This window comes from Paenibacillus chartarius (assembly GCF_042432825.1).
GTDB classification, from domain to species: domain Bacteria; phylum Bacillota; class Bacilli; order Paenibacillales; family NBRC-103111; genus Gordoniibacillus; species Gordoniibacillus chartarius.
Genome location: NZ_JBHLWN010000046.1, coordinates 88,708 through 105,828, shown reverse-complemented (window position 1 = coordinate 105,828; position 17,121 = coordinate 88,708). Strand labels below are relative to the sequence as shown.

14 protein-coding genes and 1 riboswitch are annotated in these 17,121 nt (G+C 54.8%); of the genes, 4 read left to right on the top strand and 10 right to left on the bottom strand.

Annotated elements, in window-relative coordinates:
- Nucleotides 1-16 precede the first annotated feature (16 nt).
- Nucleotides 17-3,199, top strand: coding sequence for a transglycosylase domain-containing protein (locus tag ACFFK0_RS12105; RefSeq protein WP_377470452.1), 3,183 nt, complete (start codon nucleotides 17-19; stop codon nucleotides 3,197-3,199).
- A gap of 85 nt (nucleotides 3,200-3,284) precedes the next feature.
- Here the strand turns inward: ACFFK0_RS12105 and acsA are convergent, their stop codons facing one another.
- Nucleotides 3,285-5,009 (bottom strand): acetate--CoA ligase, encoded by a 1,725-nt coding sequence (gene acsA, locus ACFFK0_RS12100; protein WP_377470451.1) that lies wholly within the window; start codon nucleotides 5,007-5,009, stop codon nucleotides 3,285-3,287.
- Between the two features lie 332 nt (nucleotides 5,010-5,341).
- Between acsA and ACFFK0_RS12095 the strand changes: the two genes are divergently transcribed.
- Both ACFFK0_RS12095 and ACFFK0_RS12090 read left to right on the top strand, forming a co-directional pair.
- Nucleotides 5,342-5,980, top strand: coding sequence for a GNAT family N-acetyltransferase (locus ACFFK0_RS12095; RefSeq protein ID WP_377470485.1), 639 nt, complete (start codon nucleotides 5,342-5,344; stop codon nucleotides 5,978-5,980).
- Between the two features lie 40 nt (nucleotides 5,981-6,020).
- Complete coding sequence (locus ACFFK0_RS12090) at nucleotides 6,021-7,199, top strand: acetoin utilization protein AcuC (RefSeq protein ID WP_377470450.1); 1,179 nt, start codon at nucleotides 6,021-6,023, stop codon at nucleotides 7,197-7,199.
- Between the two features lie 50 nt (nucleotides 7,200-7,249).
- Here ACFFK0_RS12090 and ACFFK0_RS12085 read toward each other — a convergent pair whose 3' ends face one another.
- From ACFFK0_RS12085 to ACFFK0_RS12075, 3 genes are all read right to left on the bottom strand, one after another.
- The gene (locus ACFFK0_RS12085) at nucleotides 7,250-7,951 is read right to left on the bottom strand and encodes a 5'-methylthioadenosine/adenosylhomocysteine nucleosidase (protein WP_377470449.1); all 702 of its coding nucleotides are present in this window, start codon (nucleotides 7,949-7,951) and stop codon (nucleotides 7,250-7,252) included.
- Between the two features lie 108 nt (nucleotides 7,952-8,059).
- Nucleotides 8,060-9,067 (bottom strand): catabolite control protein A, encoded by a 1,008-nt coding sequence (gene ccpA, locus ACFFK0_RS12080; RefSeq protein ID WP_377470448.1) that lies wholly within the window; start codon nucleotides 9,065-9,067, stop codon nucleotides 8,060-8,062.
- 119 nt (nucleotides 9,068-9,186) lie between these two features.
- Complete coding sequence (locus tag ACFFK0_RS12075; protein WP_377470446.1) at nucleotides 9,187-9,567, bottom strand: hypothetical protein; 381 nt, start codon at nucleotides 9,565-9,567, stop codon at nucleotides 9,187-9,189.
- 224 nt (nucleotides 9,568-9,791) lie between these two features.
- Between ACFFK0_RS12075 and ACFFK0_RS12070 the strand changes: the two genes are divergently transcribed.
- Entirely contained in the window at nucleotides 9,792-10,316 is a 525-nt protein-coding gene (locus ACFFK0_RS12070) for a type 1 glutamine amidotransferase domain-containing protein (RefSeq protein WP_377470445.1), read from the top strand.
- A gap of 7 nt (nucleotides 10,317-10,323) precedes the next feature.
- Here the strand turns inward: ACFFK0_RS12070 and ACFFK0_RS12065 are convergent, their stop codons facing one another.
- From ACFFK0_RS12065 to ACFFK0_RS12040, 6 genes are all read right to left on the bottom strand, one after another.
- On the bottom strand, nucleotides 10,324-10,692 hold the full coding sequence (locus tag ACFFK0_RS12065; protein ID WP_377470443.1) for a hypothetical protein: 369 nt from the start codon (nucleotides 10,690-10,692) through the stop codon (nucleotides 10,324-10,326).
- An 86-nt stretch (nucleotides 10,693-10,778) separates the two neighbouring features.
- Nucleotides 10,779-10,880: riboswitch (cyclic di-GMP riboswitch) on the bottom strand.
- A gap of 79 nt (nucleotides 10,881-10,959) precedes the next feature.
- Entirely contained in the window at nucleotides 10,960-12,711 is a 1,752-nt protein-coding gene (gene ptsP / locus ACFFK0_RS12060) for a phosphoenolpyruvate--protein phosphotransferase (protein WP_377470442.1), read from the bottom strand.
- The gene (locus ACFFK0_RS12055) at nucleotides 12,704-14,596 is read right to left on the bottom strand and encodes a glucose PTS transporter subunit IIA (protein ID WP_377470441.1); all 1,893 of its coding nucleotides are present in this window, start codon (nucleotides 14,594-14,596) and stop codon (nucleotides 12,704-12,706) included. Before ACFFK0_RS12055 ends, ptsP begins: the two co-directional genes overlap by 8 nt.
- Nucleotides 14,597-14,699: 103 nt before the next feature.
- Entirely contained in the window at nucleotides 14,700-15,371 is a 672-nt protein-coding gene (locus ACFFK0_RS12050; RefSeq protein WP_377470440.1) for a hypothetical protein, read from the bottom strand.
- 465 nt (nucleotides 15,372-15,836) lie between these two features.
- Nucleotides 15,837-16,262 (bottom strand): CoA-binding protein, encoded by a 426-nt coding sequence (locus ACFFK0_RS12045; RefSeq protein WP_377470439.1) that lies wholly within the window; start codon nucleotides 16,260-16,262, stop codon nucleotides 15,837-15,839.
- A 14-nt stretch (nucleotides 16,263-16,276) separates the two neighbouring features.
- A complete protein-coding gene (locus ACFFK0_RS12040) occupies nucleotides 16,277-17,101 on the bottom strand; it encodes a C39 family peptidase (protein WP_377470438.1) in 825 nt (274 codons plus the stop codon).
- Nucleotides 17,102-17,121: the final 20 nt, after the last annotated feature.

The window sequence follows — 17,121 nt, the reverse complement described above, 5'->3', positions numbered from 1 at the left end:
GAGGATTTTGGAGTTCATGAATACTATATCGGCATTTTTTAAGAAAAAATGGGTTCGCATGACCGGAGCCATCACGCTGGCTACCTTCAAATGGCTCATCATCTTCATTGTGCTCGGCGGCATCGTCGGCGGAGGCGCAGCCTTCGGCTATGTCTCGGCTTTGGTCAAGGACGATCCGGTCCGCAGCCGCGAGTCCATGATGCAGCTCATTGAAGAGAATTCGATCACCGGCTTCGTCCACTTTGCCGACGACACCATCATCGGACAATTGCGGACCGATGAAGACCGCCGGATGGCTAAGCTGAGCGATATCCCGCAGGTGCTGCTGGACGCCGTGCTCGCGATCGAGGATAACAGCTTCTACGAGCATTTCGGCATCGACGTTCGGGCTACTACGCGGGCGGTGTTTCAGAAAGTGCTGAAAGACGATGTGCAAACCGGCGGCTCCACGATTACCCAACAGCTAGCCAGACGCGTCTTCCTGACTCTGGACCGCGACGAGGGACGGAAAGCCAAAGAAATTTTACTCGCGATGCGCATGGAAAGGCTTATGTCGAAGGAAGAGATTTTGCTGGCGTATTTAAACAAAATCCCTTACGGCAACGGATCAAGCGGCTACAACCTGTACGGCGTCAAGGCTGCCGCCAAGGGCATCTTCGACATCGACGATCTCAGCAAGCTGAATGTGGCGCAAGCGGCTTACCTCGCCGGATTGCCGCAGCTGCCGAGCAATTATACGGCGTTCACAAGCAAAGGCGAGTTCGATCAAGCCGGCTTTAACCGTGCCGTAGCACGGCAGCGGCTCGTGCTGAAACGAATGCTCGAAGAAGGGAAAATTACCTCGAGCCAGCATGACGAGGCGGTCGCCTTCGACCTGAAGGGCTCCCTGGCCAAGCCGCAGGAGAAAGCGTACAATACATATCCATATCTGATGATCGAAGCGGAACGCGAAGCGACGGAAATTTTATTGAAGCAGCAGAAGCCGGACCTGGATCCCGTCAAGCATGCGGCCGACTACAAGGAAGCCTATAATGCGATGCACGAGAAACTGCTGCACGGCGGCTACCGTGTGTATACGACGATCGATAAGACGATTTATGACGCCATGCGCGACATTGCGGAGAATCCGAAAAACTTCCTGCCTAACGATCCTAAGGATCCTAAGAAAATTGAACAGGTCGGCGCCATCATGCTCGACAACCGGACGAGCGCGATTCTGGGCATGATCGAAGGCCGCGATTTCCAGGTGGAGCAGCTGAACCATGCCACACAGGCGCTTCGCCAGCCAGGCTCGACGATGAAGCCGATCGCCGCATTCATCCCTGCCCTGGAGAAGGGGCTCATCCAGCCGGCCAGCGTGATCGACGACGTGCCCGTTATTCTCAAGGACGGCTCCAAAAATTCCGGCGGCTACCATCTGCCGGAAAACTGGGACAACAAGTTCCACGGTCTGATTACGGCGCGCAGGGCACTGAATCAATCATACAATATTCCGGCCATCAAGCTGTATTTGGACGTCGTCGGTATCAATCAGGCGTGGGACTTCGCCAAGAAGATGGGCATAACGTCAATCCATAAAGATGATTACAGCGCGCAAACGGGGGTTATCGGCGGTCTGAAGTATGGAACGTCGGTGAAGGAGCTTACGAATGCGTATGCGACAATCGCCAACAAAGGCGTATTCAACGAAGCGCACATGATTAGGAAAATTACCGATCCGAACGGTAAGATCATTTATGAGCACAAGCATAATCCGAACACGGTGTTTTCACCGCAGACGGCTTACCTTATGACCGATATGCTGCGTACGGTCATCACAGAGGGCACGGCTACCGATCTGAAGTCCAAATTCGCTTATTACGGTCAAATTCCCGTTGTCGGCAAGACAGGCTCGACGCAGGACGATACGGACGCCTGGTTCGAAGGCTTCAGTCCCGACATTACGACTGGCGTATGGATCGGGTATGATCAGCCGGTCAATAAGCTCAGCAAGAGGAACGGTTCGACGGAGCACGCCAAAAACATATGGGCGCAGGTCATGAACGTCACAGTCGAGAGACGCAATGACCTGTTCAAGACGAAGAGCTTCGAGAAGCCGGACGGCATCGTTTCCGCGACCGTTTCCAATTTGTCCGGCAAGCTGCCAAGCGAGCTGACGACGAAGTCGGGCCATGCCGTTACCGACATTTTCAATAAAGATTACGTGCCTACCGAGCAAGACGATGTCATGGTCGGCGCCAGAATTATCGCCTACAACGGCAGAAACTATTTGGCGCAGTCCACAACTCCGGACGACATGACACAGAATCGTACGGTCATTAAGCGAGCCAAGCCGATCAATCAGCTGCTCGATGAAATTCAGAGCATTATGGCGAAGCTGCCCCCGGATCGTCAGCGGTCCATCGACAGCTACAAGCCGCTTGATTATGACAGCGACGCGCCGTCCGAGATGGATCCGCGTACGGATGACGGCAAGGAACCGGCTCCGCCAGCCGGCTTGACTCTGGCCAGATCGGCCGAAGGTATCGCAATTTCGTTCCAGGCTAGCCCAAGTGCCGACGTTGTCGGTTACAGGCTGTACCGCTCCGACAATCGCGGTCCGTACCGCCTGCTGCCGGGAAAAGTCGTCACGGCCGGACCGGAGCTCAAGCTGACCGATACGCCGCCGGTCGGTACACAAGTCGTCTACGCGATTAAAGCCGTCGATGTCGCCGGCAATGAATCTACGACGAGCATCCCTGCATCGCCTGACGGACCGATCGACCCGCTCTTCCTGCCGCAGAGCGAAGGCTCCGGGGCCGATCCGCTTATGCCGGAAGGAGCGGCCGGGCAGGAAGACGCTGCCGAATCATCAGCAGCAGGCAATAAGTCCAATGACGGCGGCTCGACGGGAGCCGGCAAGCAAGCGAAGACGGCGCCTTCCACTCCGGTGCAGTTGACGGTGAAGCCGGTGCAAAATTCCGGCGTCTCTGTCAGCTGGAAACCCGCAAATGCGAAAGATCGCATCGTCGGCTATAACGTCTATTATAGCGACAAGGAAAACGGCACGTTTAAGAAGATCGGCTCCACGCCTTCCAATTCTACGGAATTCCGTTCGTTCGCCAAGGAGCGGGACGGTTATTACCGGATAACAGCCTATAATGAATCCGGCGAATCGAAGCCGACGCAAGCCGAACCGTATGCATCGCTTCTCCAATAGAGCATTTTGAAAAGCCCCGCAGCTGAGCCGGTTTGACCGGACAGCTGCGGGGCTTTATACATTGCTTTATGCCGAAAATCACCTATTAATCTTCAATTGTCGATAAGTCGCCGGTCGGCAGGTTAAGCTCCCATGCTTTCAGCACGCGACGCATAATTTTTCCGCTTCGTGTCTTCGGCAGCTTGTCTTTGAACTCGATCTCGCGCGGCGCCGCATGAGCGGACAGCCCTTCCTTGACGAACTTTGCGATGTCGGCTTTCAGTTCGTCCGACGGTGTGAAGCCTTCACGCAGCGAGATGAACGCTTTGATGATTTCTCCGCGCATCGGATCCGGCTTCCCGATCACGCCGGCTTCGGCCACAGCCGGATGCTCGACGAGCTTGCTCTCGACCTCGAACGGTCCTACGCGCTCGCCGGACGTATTGATCACATCGTCAATACGGCCTTGGAACCAGAAGTAGCCATCCTCGTCCATATAAGCCGAGTCGCCGGAAATGTACCAGCCCGGAATACGGAAATATTCTTCATACTTGGCCGGATTGTTCCAAATCTTCCGCATCATCGAAGGCCATGGCGTCTTCACGGCCAAATTACCCATCCGATTCGGAGGCAGCACATTGCCTGCGTCATCGATAATCGCCGCTTCGATGCCCGGCAGCGGACGCCCCATCGAGCCCGGTTTGATCGGCATGCCCGGATAGTTGCAAATGAGCTGCCCGCCCGTCTCCGTCATCCACCACGTGTCATGTATACGCTGGTTATACACTCGCAGACCCCAGCGCACGACTTCCGGATTGAGCGGCTCGCCGACGCTCAGGACGTGACGGAGCGACGACAAGTCGAATTGCCGGACTACGTCGTCTCCGGCCCCCATAAGCATCCGGAACGCAGTAGGAGCACTGTACCAGACCGTTACTTTATATTTTTGAATCGTATTATACCAATCCTGAGGACTGAAGCGTCCGCCGCGGATTACATTCGTTGCCCCGTTCAGCCATGGAGCGAAAATGCCGTACGACGTTCCGGTTACCCAACCCGGATCGGCGGTGCACCAGTATACGTCGTCTTCTTGCAGATCAAGCACGACGCGCCCCGTGTAATAGTGCTGAATCATCGCATTGTGGACATGGTAGACGCCCTTCGGTTTACCCGTTGAGCCGGATGTATAGTGCAGAATCAGACCATCCTCGCGGTCAACCCACTCGATATCGAGGCTGTCGGACGCTTGCGCCATCTCCTTGTGGAAATCGACCTGCCCTTCCTCTGCCTGCACATCTTGACCGACTAAAATGATATGCTTCAGATTCGGCAGCTCAGCAACCGGAACGCGTGACAGCAGAGCCGGCGTTGTGACGATGGCGACTGCCTCGCTGTCCTGCAAACGGTCACGAACGGCCGTTTCCATGAAGGCCTCGAACAGCGGTCCGACGACGGCGCCGACTTTGATCGCCCCCAGAAGTGCGAAGTACAGCTCAGGCGTACGCGGCATGAAAATAAAGACGCGATCGCCCTTGGCTACGCCGAGACCGCGCAGCACGTTGCCGAACTTGTCGGACTCGCGCTTCATATCCGCGAAGGTATACGATTCATCCCGCTGCGGATCGCTGTAATGGAGGGCGATTTTCTCCGCGCGCCCGGATGCGGCATGGCGATCGATCGCTTCGTAGGCCATATTGATTTTGCCGGTTGTCGACCAAGAGAACGAATCCTCCACTTGCTTCCAATCAAAGGTTAGACGAGTTTCCTCGTAATTGTTCATATTCGGATGCTGTGCTGTAACTTCAACAACTTCACCTTTCAACTGGCTCACACGGACAACCTCCCATCAAAAATTAAACGCTTACATTTAAAATACCGTTGCTTCTTCGTATGAGTTCAAATCCAGGAATTACGAATATAACAAACTTATTATAGCACACAGATGTCCATACGCCTATGTATTTCATGGGATAAAACTCCATTTTGCCCTACACGCTAAGTGTACCTCCTTCCGTGCCCCGAATCGCCCCTTCCCAGCGGGACAAAAATTTGTTATAAGTGTACTAAACGGCACATCCCGCCAAATTGGAGTTACCCGTCCATATGTTTCGATGGTTTCGGTTCGTCAAGATGATCGCTACGTCCAGAAGGAGCATTCCCGCTATGGAGCATATCAAAATATACCGGACTCAAACTTTGCTGACGGAGCGCTACCCGAATGGCATCGTCATTGCAGGCCCGATCCCGCCGGAGGAGCTGGGAAAGCTTGGCATGCACCCCTCGCTCGATGCGTTTCGCCGTCCGAAGGAGCAGCTCGAAGCTCTGATCGAAATTGCCGGCCTGCCGGAAGGACGCATTATTGCGGCTATAGACGGCGAAACCATTGTCGGTTATGTTACGTTTCATTACCCCGACCCGATTGAACGATGGTCGCAAGGCAATATGCCCGATCTTATTGAATTGGGTGCGATTGAGGTCGCCGACGAGTACCGGTCCATCGGCCTTGGCAAGAAGATGATTCAGCATGCTTTTGCGGAAGAGCAGCTGGAGAATGTCATTACGTTTACTACTGAGTATTATTGGCATTGGGATTTGGAGAAGAGCAAGCTATCCGTATGGGAATATCGTGCGATGATGGAGAAGCTGATGAAATCGGTCGACATGGTTTGGTATGCCACCGACGATCCGGAAATTTGCTCCCACCCGGCAAACTGCTTGATGGTGCGTATCGGAAAGAAAGTCCCCTTATCTTCCGTCGAGCAATTCGACCGAATCCGCTTCCAGCAGCGGTTCATGTATTGATGAACGAAGCGTTCCTCGCTGACCAAAGGAGTTTGAAGCCATGAAGCCCCGCTCCCGTTTTATATATAACGAGAACGAAACGCGATACCATTTTCACGATACCCATCCGTTCAACCAGAGGAGACTGCTCCTGACCGTAGATTTGCTGCGGCGGGCTGCCGCGCTGCCTCCGGAAGCGATCGTCGCTCCGCAGCTTGCCACGGAAGCGGAACTGCTGCGCGTACACAGTGCCGCCTATATCGAAGCGGTGCGGCAGCTGAGCAAGCCCGAGCCCGACGAGCATTGGATTCGGCTGTCCGGGCGCTATGGATTGGATACCGAGGATACGCCTTATTTTCCCGGGATGCATGATATAACCTCTTACGTCGTAGGCGGTTCGATCGCTGCCGCCGAGCAAGTGATGTCCGGCGCTGCGGAACATGCCCTTCACCTTGCCGGAGGCTTGCATCACGCTCTGCACGGCAAAGGCGCAGGCTTCTGCGTATACAACGACGCTTCCGCAGCGATCGCCCATATACGCGAGAAGTATCAGGCACGAGTCTTGTATATCGATACGGACGTTCATCACGGCGACGGCGTCCAATGGTGCTTTTACGCCGACCCGAACGTGTGCACGCTGTCCATTCACGAGACCGGCAAGTATTTGTTTCCGGGTACGGGGGACGTAACCGAACGCGGAGAAGGCGAAGCCTTCGGCACGTCCATCAATATGCCCGTCGAGCCTTATACCGAAGACGAATCATGGATGGACTGCTTTGCAGAGGTGCTTCAGGCGACCGTACGTCGATTTCAGCCCGATGTCATCGTCTCGCAGCACGGCTGCGACGCCCATGCCAGCGATCCGCTGGCTCATGTCCACTGCTCGATGCGCATATACCGCGACATGCCGCGCCTGATCCGTAAGGCGGCGCTGGACCATTGCGGCGGCCGCTGGATTGCTCTCGGAGGCGGAGGTTACGATATATGGCGCGTCGTACCGCGGGCCTGGAGTTTGCTATGGCTGGTCATGACCGACCATCCGCTGGTGGAGCAGCTAGCTGCCGACCCTCTGCTACCGCTCCCCGCGGATTGGCTGCAAGCTTGGCAAGGCGCCAGCCCCGATCCGCTGCCCGGTACATGGCTCGATCCGGTCGGACAATGGACACCGATCCCCCGAAGACAGGCCATTGAGGAACGAAATCGGCAAGTAAAAGAACTCGCACTCATGTATTTATCATGATACGTAAAAGAGCCCGTCCGGCAGTCTGCAGCCGAACGGGCTCTCTTCACTTACATGCGTTTCAGCATCTCTTCGACGATACGGTAGGAATTTTCCGATGCCAGCACCGTAAACTCGGCAAAGTTCACATGGGCCGAACCGTCGGCCTTGTCGGACATCGAGCGGATCACGACATAAGGGATGCCGTTCATCGAGCATACTTGCGCCACAGAAGCACCTTCCATCTCCGTGCAGGTGCCTTTCAGCTGTTCATGAAGCTCTCGCACCGTATCCCGGCTCGCCACGAACTGGTCACCGGACAGCACCCGACCTTGTTTCGATTTGCCCGGGAACAATGCTGCGCTTGCGGCATAAGCAAGTTCGGCCAGCGCCGCGTCCGCCGCAAATACCGACGTCCGTTCGTAAGGGATGACGCCCCGCTCAAAGCCAAGCGCCGTAACGTCCATATCGTGCTGCATACATTCTGTCGAAACGACGATATCCCCAATGTTGAGCTCCGGATCCAAAGCCCCCGCCACACCGGTGAAAATAACCGCATCGACGCCATAGCGGTCGATCAAAATTTGCGTGCATACCGCTGCATTCACTTTGCCGACGCCGGAGCGGCAGACGACAACGTCTTTGCCTTGAAAACGGCCTTCCCGGTAAACGATGCCAGCCCTTTCCGTCTCCGTCACGTTATCCATATGTTGAACGAGCAGCTCAATCTCCTCATTCATCGCTCCGATCAATCCGAGCTTCTTCCATGCCATACGCGTCTGTCCCCTTCCTCGATACACTGTTCCCGGATAAGTTTGCTTGCATGCGGGCATGCGAATGCCGCTCTGCGAAGGCTTCGCAAAGCGGCATTGTTAGCCGAATTACACGCTGCTGCGCGTTGATTTGCGGCGAATAATTTCGTGCGGCAGAACGACTTGCGACTGCTCTACGGCATCTTTGTTCATCAGCTTCGTCAACAGCCGCATCGATACCGCACCGATATCGTACATGGGCTGAGCGACCGTCGTCAATTGCGGACGAACCATTGATGCCATCCGGATGTTGTCGATCGAAATGACCGATACATCTTCCGGTACCCTGAGCCCTTGATCCTGGATCGCATGGATCGCTCCGATCGCCATCTCGTCCGTTGCGGAGAAGATCGCTGTCGGACGCTGCTCCTGCTCCAAGAAATATTTTGCCGCTTCCATGCCCGATTCGTACCGATAGTTGCCGACACGAACGAACTGCTCGCGAACCTGGATTCCAGCCTCTTCCAATGCGCGCTTGTAGCCTTGGTAACGGGCGTAGCCGTTCGCCGGGTCTTGCAGCGTACCTGTAATCATAGCGATATCGCGGTGCCCTTCCCGAATGAGCTCGTTCACGGCGTCGAACGCAGCTCCTTCATGATCGATATCGACGGAAGGCATCGTCTTCTTCTCGTCAGCCGTGGCACACAAAACAACCGGAACGGAAGCGGTTTTAAACGCTTGCAGATGGTCATCCGTTACGACGCCGCCCATGAACAAGAGCCCGTCCACCTGCTTCTCCAGCAGCGTATTGACGACACGAATCTCTTTTTCCTTGCGCTTGTCCGAGTTACACAAAATAATATTATAGTGATACATGTTCGCAATATCTTCAATGCCGCGGGCGACTTCCGCAAAGATCGAGTTCGAAATGTCCGGAATGACGACACCGACCGTCGTCGTCTTCTTGCTCGCGAGGCCTCGAGCTACGGCATTAGGCCGATAACCGAGTCTCTCGATTGCCTCGAACACTTTCTTGCGCGTTTGCGGCTTTACATTCGGATTATTATTGACGACTCGGGATACAGTCGCCATGGAAACCCCGGCCTCTCTGGCAACATCGTAAATCGTAACTGTCACGTTGGCTCTCTCTCCATTTATCGTAAAATAATAAGCGCACACTTTACATTTACGATAATGATACGACAAAATGCGCCTTCTTGCAATGAAAACCAAATAGGACTTTTCATAAGTCCCGTTTAGGCCGATAACGAATGCTGGGTAATTTGCGCAAGCCGTTTCCGAATCTCTTCCATCCAGATCTCATCGCCGAGGGATTGGGCAATCAGCATAATGTCAAGCAGCTCGTTGATTCGCTCCTCCACTATACGCTCGATGCTGTCGGTTCGATGCTCCTTCTCCGACACCTTACGCATGAGATACGCAATTTCCGATAATTCGTCAAACGACAGCTTCTTCTTCGCCGGCATGTTGCCGAGATCGGCAATGAGACCGGTCAGCTCCGCTTTGACGCTGGGCAGCACTTCACTTCGCTGACAAGCATCGCAGGTGTAGATCGGGACATTCTCGATATCTACTTTGTTCAGGTAAATGACGGTGCGTAGGCGGATATTCATCATACATCCGCACTTGCAAGTCTTTTGCACAAAATCCTCTCCTTCAGACCCCCATGAAAAGAGCACACACCAAGCAAATTGGGCTTAGCGCCGTTACCCGATATATTCGATTCGGACGAGCATATTCCTGCTCCTGAAGCGCAGTTAGTTTTTGACAACACGGGACATATGGTAAAATGGGAGCGAAGCATTGGCGCAATAATGGAAACATCAGACGGAGGGATCGCATGAGGCTGACAGGTAAGAAAGTCTTAAGCTTGGTCGACGAGGAATTTGAAGACTTGGAGCTTTGGTATCCGGTTTACCGGGTTCGCGAGGAAGGCGCGGAGGTACACTTGGCGGGTGCGGAGAAAGGCGTAATTTATACCGGCAAATATGGTGTTCCTGCGAGGAGCGACTTTTCCTTTGATGAAGTGAACGCAGCGGACTATGACGGCTTGCTCGTACCGGGGGGCTGGGCGCCGGACAAGCTGCGGCGTTATCCGAAGGTACTGGAGCTCGTTCGGGAGATGGACCGGTCCGGCAAGCCGATCGGACAAATATGCCATGCCGGATGGGTGCTTATCTCAGCGAAGATTTTACAGGGTCGCAAAGTGACGTCAACCCCGGGGATCCGCGACGATATGGAGAATGCCGGCGCGGTGTGGTTCGACGAGGAGGTTGTCGTTGACGGACATCTTGTATCCGCACGCCGTCCGCCGGACTTGCCGCCATACGCGAAAGCGTTCTGCGACGCCTTGGCCGGCAAATGAATTCGACTCAATACGAAGCTGTAACGCGTATTTCCCCATAAAACGGAGTCTGAACAGGAGCGATGACGAGCTTATGATTGCCGCTCGGCAAGCTCCTGCTCAGCTGCTCGAGATCGGTTAAGAACGCTTCAGGTTCGTTCCAGGCTTCGCGTACGGATGCCTCGTCCAGCTGAGGCAGCACATATTGCGCAACGTGCGTAGGCAGGCCCAGCATCATATGTTGTTCGCCGTTATCCGTCCCCAGCTTCATCCAGAACAACTGCTCCGAACAAGCTGCGGCCGATAATCTCCATGTACTGCCGTCCTTGTTCGGCTTCAGCTGGTCAATGAGATATCGAACGAGTTCAGGCATAGTTGGCACGAAAGTCCCTTGCATTCTCAAAACCCCTTCTTGGAAAAAAATAAAAACTGCTCCCGAAATGAGCAGTCTCTCTCCGTATGGTCCGGAAATGCACTACAAATTTCGGCAACCCAGCCGCCTTTGCGGGCATCGGCGAACGATGCGGCCGCGTTAGGCCTGTGGCTTTGCGTCCTTGATTTTCACCAAGTTTGCCCTTTACGATTTGTATAACTTTGGAACTACTTCCATTGTACCATAAACGAGCGGTTTGGCAACGGATTTTTATGAAAATATGTGCAGCATTCAGTCACGGCAGCTCGATGCCGACACCGAATACTGCCTTTCCGCTTCGCTTAGCCGTTCATGAATTTCTTTAGCGGTCGGCAGCTTGAGCAGCTCCTCGAGCAGCTTCCGGCACTCCGCTTGATCGCTTTGCAGCAGCCTGTCCTTAACCTGAAGGATGGACTGCACCGAAATGCTCAGCTCCTCAATGCCAAGGCCAAGCCAAATTGGAAGCGCCTTGACGTCGCCGGCGAGCTCCCCGCAGACGGCGACGGGAATACCGGCGTTTTTCGCGGCCTCCACCGTCATGTTGAGCAGCCGCAGTACAGCCGGATGGAACGGCTCATACAAATGGGCAATCGTTTCGTTCATCCGATCGACTGCAAGCACATACTGGACGAGATCGTTCGTCCCGATCGAGAAGAAGGCCGCCTCTTTCGCCAAAGCATCCGCAATCATAACGGCCGCCGGAACTTCAATCGTGATCCCGACCTCCATCGCGGCATTGTAGGGAATCCCTTCAGCGGTCAGCTCCCGCTTCACCGAGTCCAGATGCGCATTCGCGGCACGCACCTCTTCCAGAGAAGCGATCATCGGATACATCATCTTGATATTGCCGTAATGGCTGGCTCTCAGTACGGCTCGCAGCTGCGTGCGGAACAGCTCCGTCCGGTCAAGCGAAATGCGAATGGCCCGATACCCGAGGAACGGGTTATCTTCTTTGGCCAGCGCCATATAATCGAGCCTCTTGTCTCCGCCGATGTCGAGCGTACGAATGATCAGCGGTTTGCCGCCCAGCTTCTCCGCCACTCGTCGGTAAACATCGAACTGTTCCTCCTCAGACGGCGCGCTGTCGCGGTCCATGTACAAAAATTCGGTGCGAAACAGGCCGACCCCGAGAGCTCCGCTGCGCAGCGCGTGTTCGACTTCCTTCTCCGTATTAATATTCGCCGCCAGCCTTACAAGCTTCTGATCGACCGTCACCGGTGCGATGTCCGCAATTTGCTGCAGCCGCTCCTTCTGCTTGAGCAGCGCTTCCTTCTTGGCCCGGTACCGCTCGACGATAGCCGGCTCCGGATTCACATACACCATGCCCTCTACACCGTCGACAATCAGCAAATCTCCGTTCTGAATCGGCTTGATCAGCTTTCCTTCCATGCCGAGTACGAGCGGCAGCGCCATCGCTCGGGCCATAATCGCCGTGTGTGACGTCTTTCCCCCGAGCATTGTGGCAATACCGAGCACCTTCGACGGGTCGAGCTGGGCGAGCTGGGACGGGGCAAGCTCCTTTGCGACCAAAATGTACGGATGATCGGTCGGCGGTATGGCTTCCTCCTCCATATCTCCAAGCAAATGCTTCAGCAGCCGATTGCCGACGTCTCGAATATCGAGCGCCCGTTCCTTCATGTATTCATCGTCGATATGATCGAACATGCCGACGAACTTGTCGATGACTTCCTTCACCGCAACTTCAGCCGCTTTGTATTGGCGCTCGATGATCCCCTGAATTTCGTTCATGAAGATCGGGTCTTCCAGAATGGCCAAGTGCGCATCGAAGATCGTCGATTGTTCCTGCCCGACGACTTCTTTGAATTCCTGCTTAATATATTCCAGCTCGTCCTTCGAAGAACGAATACCTTCGTACAGTCTTTCGAATTCGTATGCCAAATCCGTCACATCGATCGCTTTATCCGGAAAATCCCACTCCCATGCAGGAACGACGAACGCTTTGCCGATCGCGATGCCCGGAGATGCTCCTATCCCTTTAATCATGTGCACTCCCCTTTGCCGTTTGCTCCGATTTCAGTACGACCGACATGACGGATGCTTGGCCGCGCTTTACGGTTTTGAACGGCGCGAAGCTCCAGGAACGTACTTTATCTGAATTCGTGATGACCATAGGTGTGGCTAGAGAAGTGGCGAGCTTCTTCACCTTGCTGTAGTTGAACCTTACCAGCAGCTGACCAGGCTCGACGCGGTCGCCTTCCTTAACAACGGCCGTGAACGGCTTGCCGGGCAAATTCGATGTGTCGATGCCGATGTGGAGCAGCACCTCGAGTCCTTGCTCGGTCTCGATGCCCAGCGCATGATGCGTCGGATATATATGCATGATGCGCCCGGCTACGGGAGAGACGAGCTCACCGCGTTCCGGATAAAAGGCAACTCCGCCGCCGACAAGCTTCTTTGCAAAAATTTGATCCGGCACTTCCTCGATCGGGATCATTCGTCCCTGCATCGGCGCATTGAACGACACGAGCTGGACATCCTTCGTAATGGCCTTCATAATTTCTTCGCGGATCAGTTCCGAATATGTGCCGAACACAACCTGTACGTTTCCTGCGCCCAAACGAATGACTCCCGCTGCACCCAGGTGGCGTAGCGCCGCAATATCGACCAGCTTGTCGTTCACCAGCGTTAGACGAAGCCTCGTTATGCACGCCTCGAGCTTCTTGATATTCGACTTTCCTCCCAACGCCTGCAAAATGAGAGGCGAGCGGTACGGAATACTGCCTGCCCACTCCTCGAGCGGCGAGCCTTCTTCACGGCCCGGCGTCGGAATGCGGAAGCGGCGGATCGCCCACCGGAATAACAAGTAATACAGCAGCCCGAACAGAATTCCGATCGGCAGGATCAAGATTCCGTTATGGGAGAGGTGGAAGTTGATCACATAATCGATAAATCCGGCCGAGTACGAAAATCCATGATGAATATCCAGCATGTAGGCGATGCCCATCGCAAGACCCGACAGCAAGGCGTGAATGATGAACAAATACGGAGCCACGAACAGGAAAGCGAATTCGATCGGCTCGTGCACGCCGGTCAGGAACGATGCCAGTGCGGCCGTCATGAACGTCGCGCGAATGCTCGGCTTCAGATCCTCGCGCGCTTCCTGAATGATGGCGAGCGCGATCGCCGGCAGTGCGAACATCATGATCGGGTACAACCCCGCCATATAGATACCTGCAGTCGGGTCGCCCGCAAAAAAGCGCGGCAAATCGCCGTGAACCAAATGACCGTCCGGAGACTTGTACTCTCCGACTTGGAACCAGAAAAAATTGTTGATAATGTGGTGCAGGCCGCTTGGTACGAGCAGCCGGTAAATAATGCCGTAAATCGTTACACCGACAGGTCCGAGCCCAAGCAAAAAGGTGCTGAGCCGCTCCATTACTGTCTGCAGTCCGGGGCCGATAAGCACAAACAAATAGGAAACAACAATGGTTGCAGCGCCCATAAATAATGGCACGATACGAGGCCCGCCAAAAAACTGAATGTATTCCGGCAGCTGCACCTCTTTCAAACGGTTGTACAGAATCGCCGCGATCAGTCCGATCAGGATCCCGCCGGATACCCCAAGCTGGAACGTATCCCCCAAATAATGCTGTGTTATGCCTGTCAGCAAGACATAGCCGAGCAAGGCCGACAAGGCCGAAATTCCGGCGTTATCCGCCAGGCCCAGTGCAACCCCGACGGCGAAAATAACCGGTAAATAATGAAAAATGCTCATGCCCGCCAAATACAGCACTTCACCGAGCGGTCCGGCGTTTATCGCATCCCAAGGCAAGTCCGCAAGACGCAGCAAAATCGCTGCAACCGGCAGCGCGATGGTGGGGATCATGAGCGATCGACCCAGCTGCTGCAAATTGCCCATCCAGTTCAAGTCAGCCGACCTCCTCTATTACTTACGATGGTATCGATTAGAAGCGATTTTGTCAAAAAGAAAAAGCGGGTCCGAAGACCCGCCAGGCAGTTATTGCCAATTATTAGAATGCGTTGTTGAAGCCGAACTGGGATTGAACGTTGTTTTGACCGCTGTAAGCTTGCTCGTTGCCGCGCACGCCGTAAGCGAAGGAGCCGTAGTTCACATTGCTTTGGCCGCCGAATTGCTGCTGCTGTGCAGGCGTGAAGGAGTCGCCGCGCAGGCCAGCGTCATGGCCGAGCTGGTTACCGCGGTAGTTGGCCGTGTGATAGCTCTCCGAAGAAGGATAGCTGCCGTATTGCTGGCCAAAAGAAGAAGCTTGGTTAATAGCAGTACCTTGGTTGAAGGATGTGCCGATTTGGCCGAAGGAACGGGATTGCGTGCCAAACGGGCTGTTGAAGCCGAATTGGGATTGCACGTTGTTTTGACCTGTGTACGCTTGCTCGTTGCCGCGTACGCCGTAAGCGAAGCTGCCGTAGTTCGTTGCCGTTTGACCGCCGAATTGCTGCTGTTGCGCAGGTGTGAAGGAGTCGCCGCGCAGGCCGGCGTCATGGCCCAGTTGGTTGCCGCGGTAATTAGCCGTGTGGTAGCTATCCGAGGAAGGGTAGCTGCCGTACTGCTGCTGTTGGCCTTGAGACTGACCGTAGAACGATTGTACTTGACCGACCGGCTGATATTGGCGCTGGAAACCTTGGTACTGGGAACCGATGTTGCTGCCGAACTGTTGGTTGTACATGGATGTTCTCCCTTCTATTTTCGAGGTTCAAAGGTCTTCATTAGGATGCCTGTATCCGGTTCTCCCTGAAGCCTTTATTAGTGTGAACAGGATTTATTTTTTTATGTGTAAATTTTAGAAAAAAAAAGTCCCGATTTCTCGAGACTTGTGAATGGAGCTGTCGGCCTGAGGCCGGGAGTGGACTGCGAATTGAAATATGAGGGCTGCGGCTTCGTAAACTCGTGTTCCCTGCATGAAATAACACAAGTTCAAAGGCGCACGCTTACGCTCTTCGTAACACAAGTTCAAAGGCGCACGCTTACGCTCTTCGCCCCATCTCCTTGCTCCGTCCACGCCCCTTGGGCTCGGCGACATTCTAAAGTCTTTAGACGGAAAATCTTAAACCCGAAAAACTTGAGCTTAAACTCTGATACAAAAAAACGCCCACCTGCAGCGGTAGAACCGGATACAGGCGGGCGAGGGAGATTAGGAGCGGTTCGGTCTCAGCACAGCGTCTTCGACCTTGATGCAGCGGTCCATGATCACTTCAAGGCCGCCTTCCCGGGCGATCGATGCGGCTTCATCGGATGCGATCCCAAGCTGAAGCCACAGTACTTTCGCCTTGATTTGGGCGGCGTCGCGGGCTACCTCGGGAGTGTGCTCGCTGCGGCGGAAGACGTTGACGATGTCAACCGGCTCCGGTATGTCCGCTAACGTCGGGTAGCTCTTCTCCCCGAGTATCGTTTCGGCGTTCGGGTTCACCGGGATGACCCGGTACCCCCGATTCTGCATCGCTGCAGCGACCATATGCGATGTTTTCTCCGGGTTGTCGGACAAGCCGACAACCGCGATATTGCGGGCCGATTCCAAGATTTCCTTGATTCGCTCGCGCGAAGGATTTTCGAAGGCCACCGGACATCCCCTCCTTAAGTGTTCGTATAGGACAGCGCCTGCTTCCCCATTGTTTTCCATACCTCGATGAATTGCGCCTTGTTGATGCGCTGCGCTTTTGCGCCGGATATCGGATCGTTCACATAGACGTTCTCAGCGTCGTAGCCAACGAGCAGCACAGCGTGCTCGGCAAACGTCGTCCGAATCGGGCCGATGGCCGTATCCCATATCATCCAGCGGGTCGGCTGGTTATAATCAACCGTATTCCAAACGACAACCGGATAGCCCGCCGCTACTTGCTGCTCCAGGGCGTCAAACGATTTGCCCGTCAAGTCGACTGCACCGGGCAAATACTTCTTCAGAAGCGGAAAAAGCCCCGCGTGGTAAATGCCGAAGCCCCTGCCGGTCTTGCCGGTAACGTCCCCGACAAAACCGACATTCGGATTGCCCCAATATACAATATTGCCTTTCGAATCGGTCTGCATTGCCGTTCCGTCTTTCGGCAGCTCGGCAGCCAGCTCCAGCTTGTTCTTGGATATGCCGGCATACTGCAGCAGCATCGTTAGGCTGGTTACCTCGCAGCCAGTAGGCAGCTCCGGATACTGCTTGATCGCCGGGGCCTCAAGCATGGCGGACGCCGCCTTCGTCTCTGCAGCAACAGGCGCAGCGGCCGGCACGGCAGACTGCGGAGCGGCCCCTAGGTCAACCGTTACAGCCGGAGCAGCCTCGGCGATCGAAGCCGATTCGTTGCCGATGTATTTGTCGTAAAGCAGCACGGTAAACAACCCGCTCGACAGCGTCAACACAACAACGGTCAAAAAGCCTATTGTCACCTTGATGCCTTGCCACAAAATCAGCATACCCAGTCACCCGTTTCAGA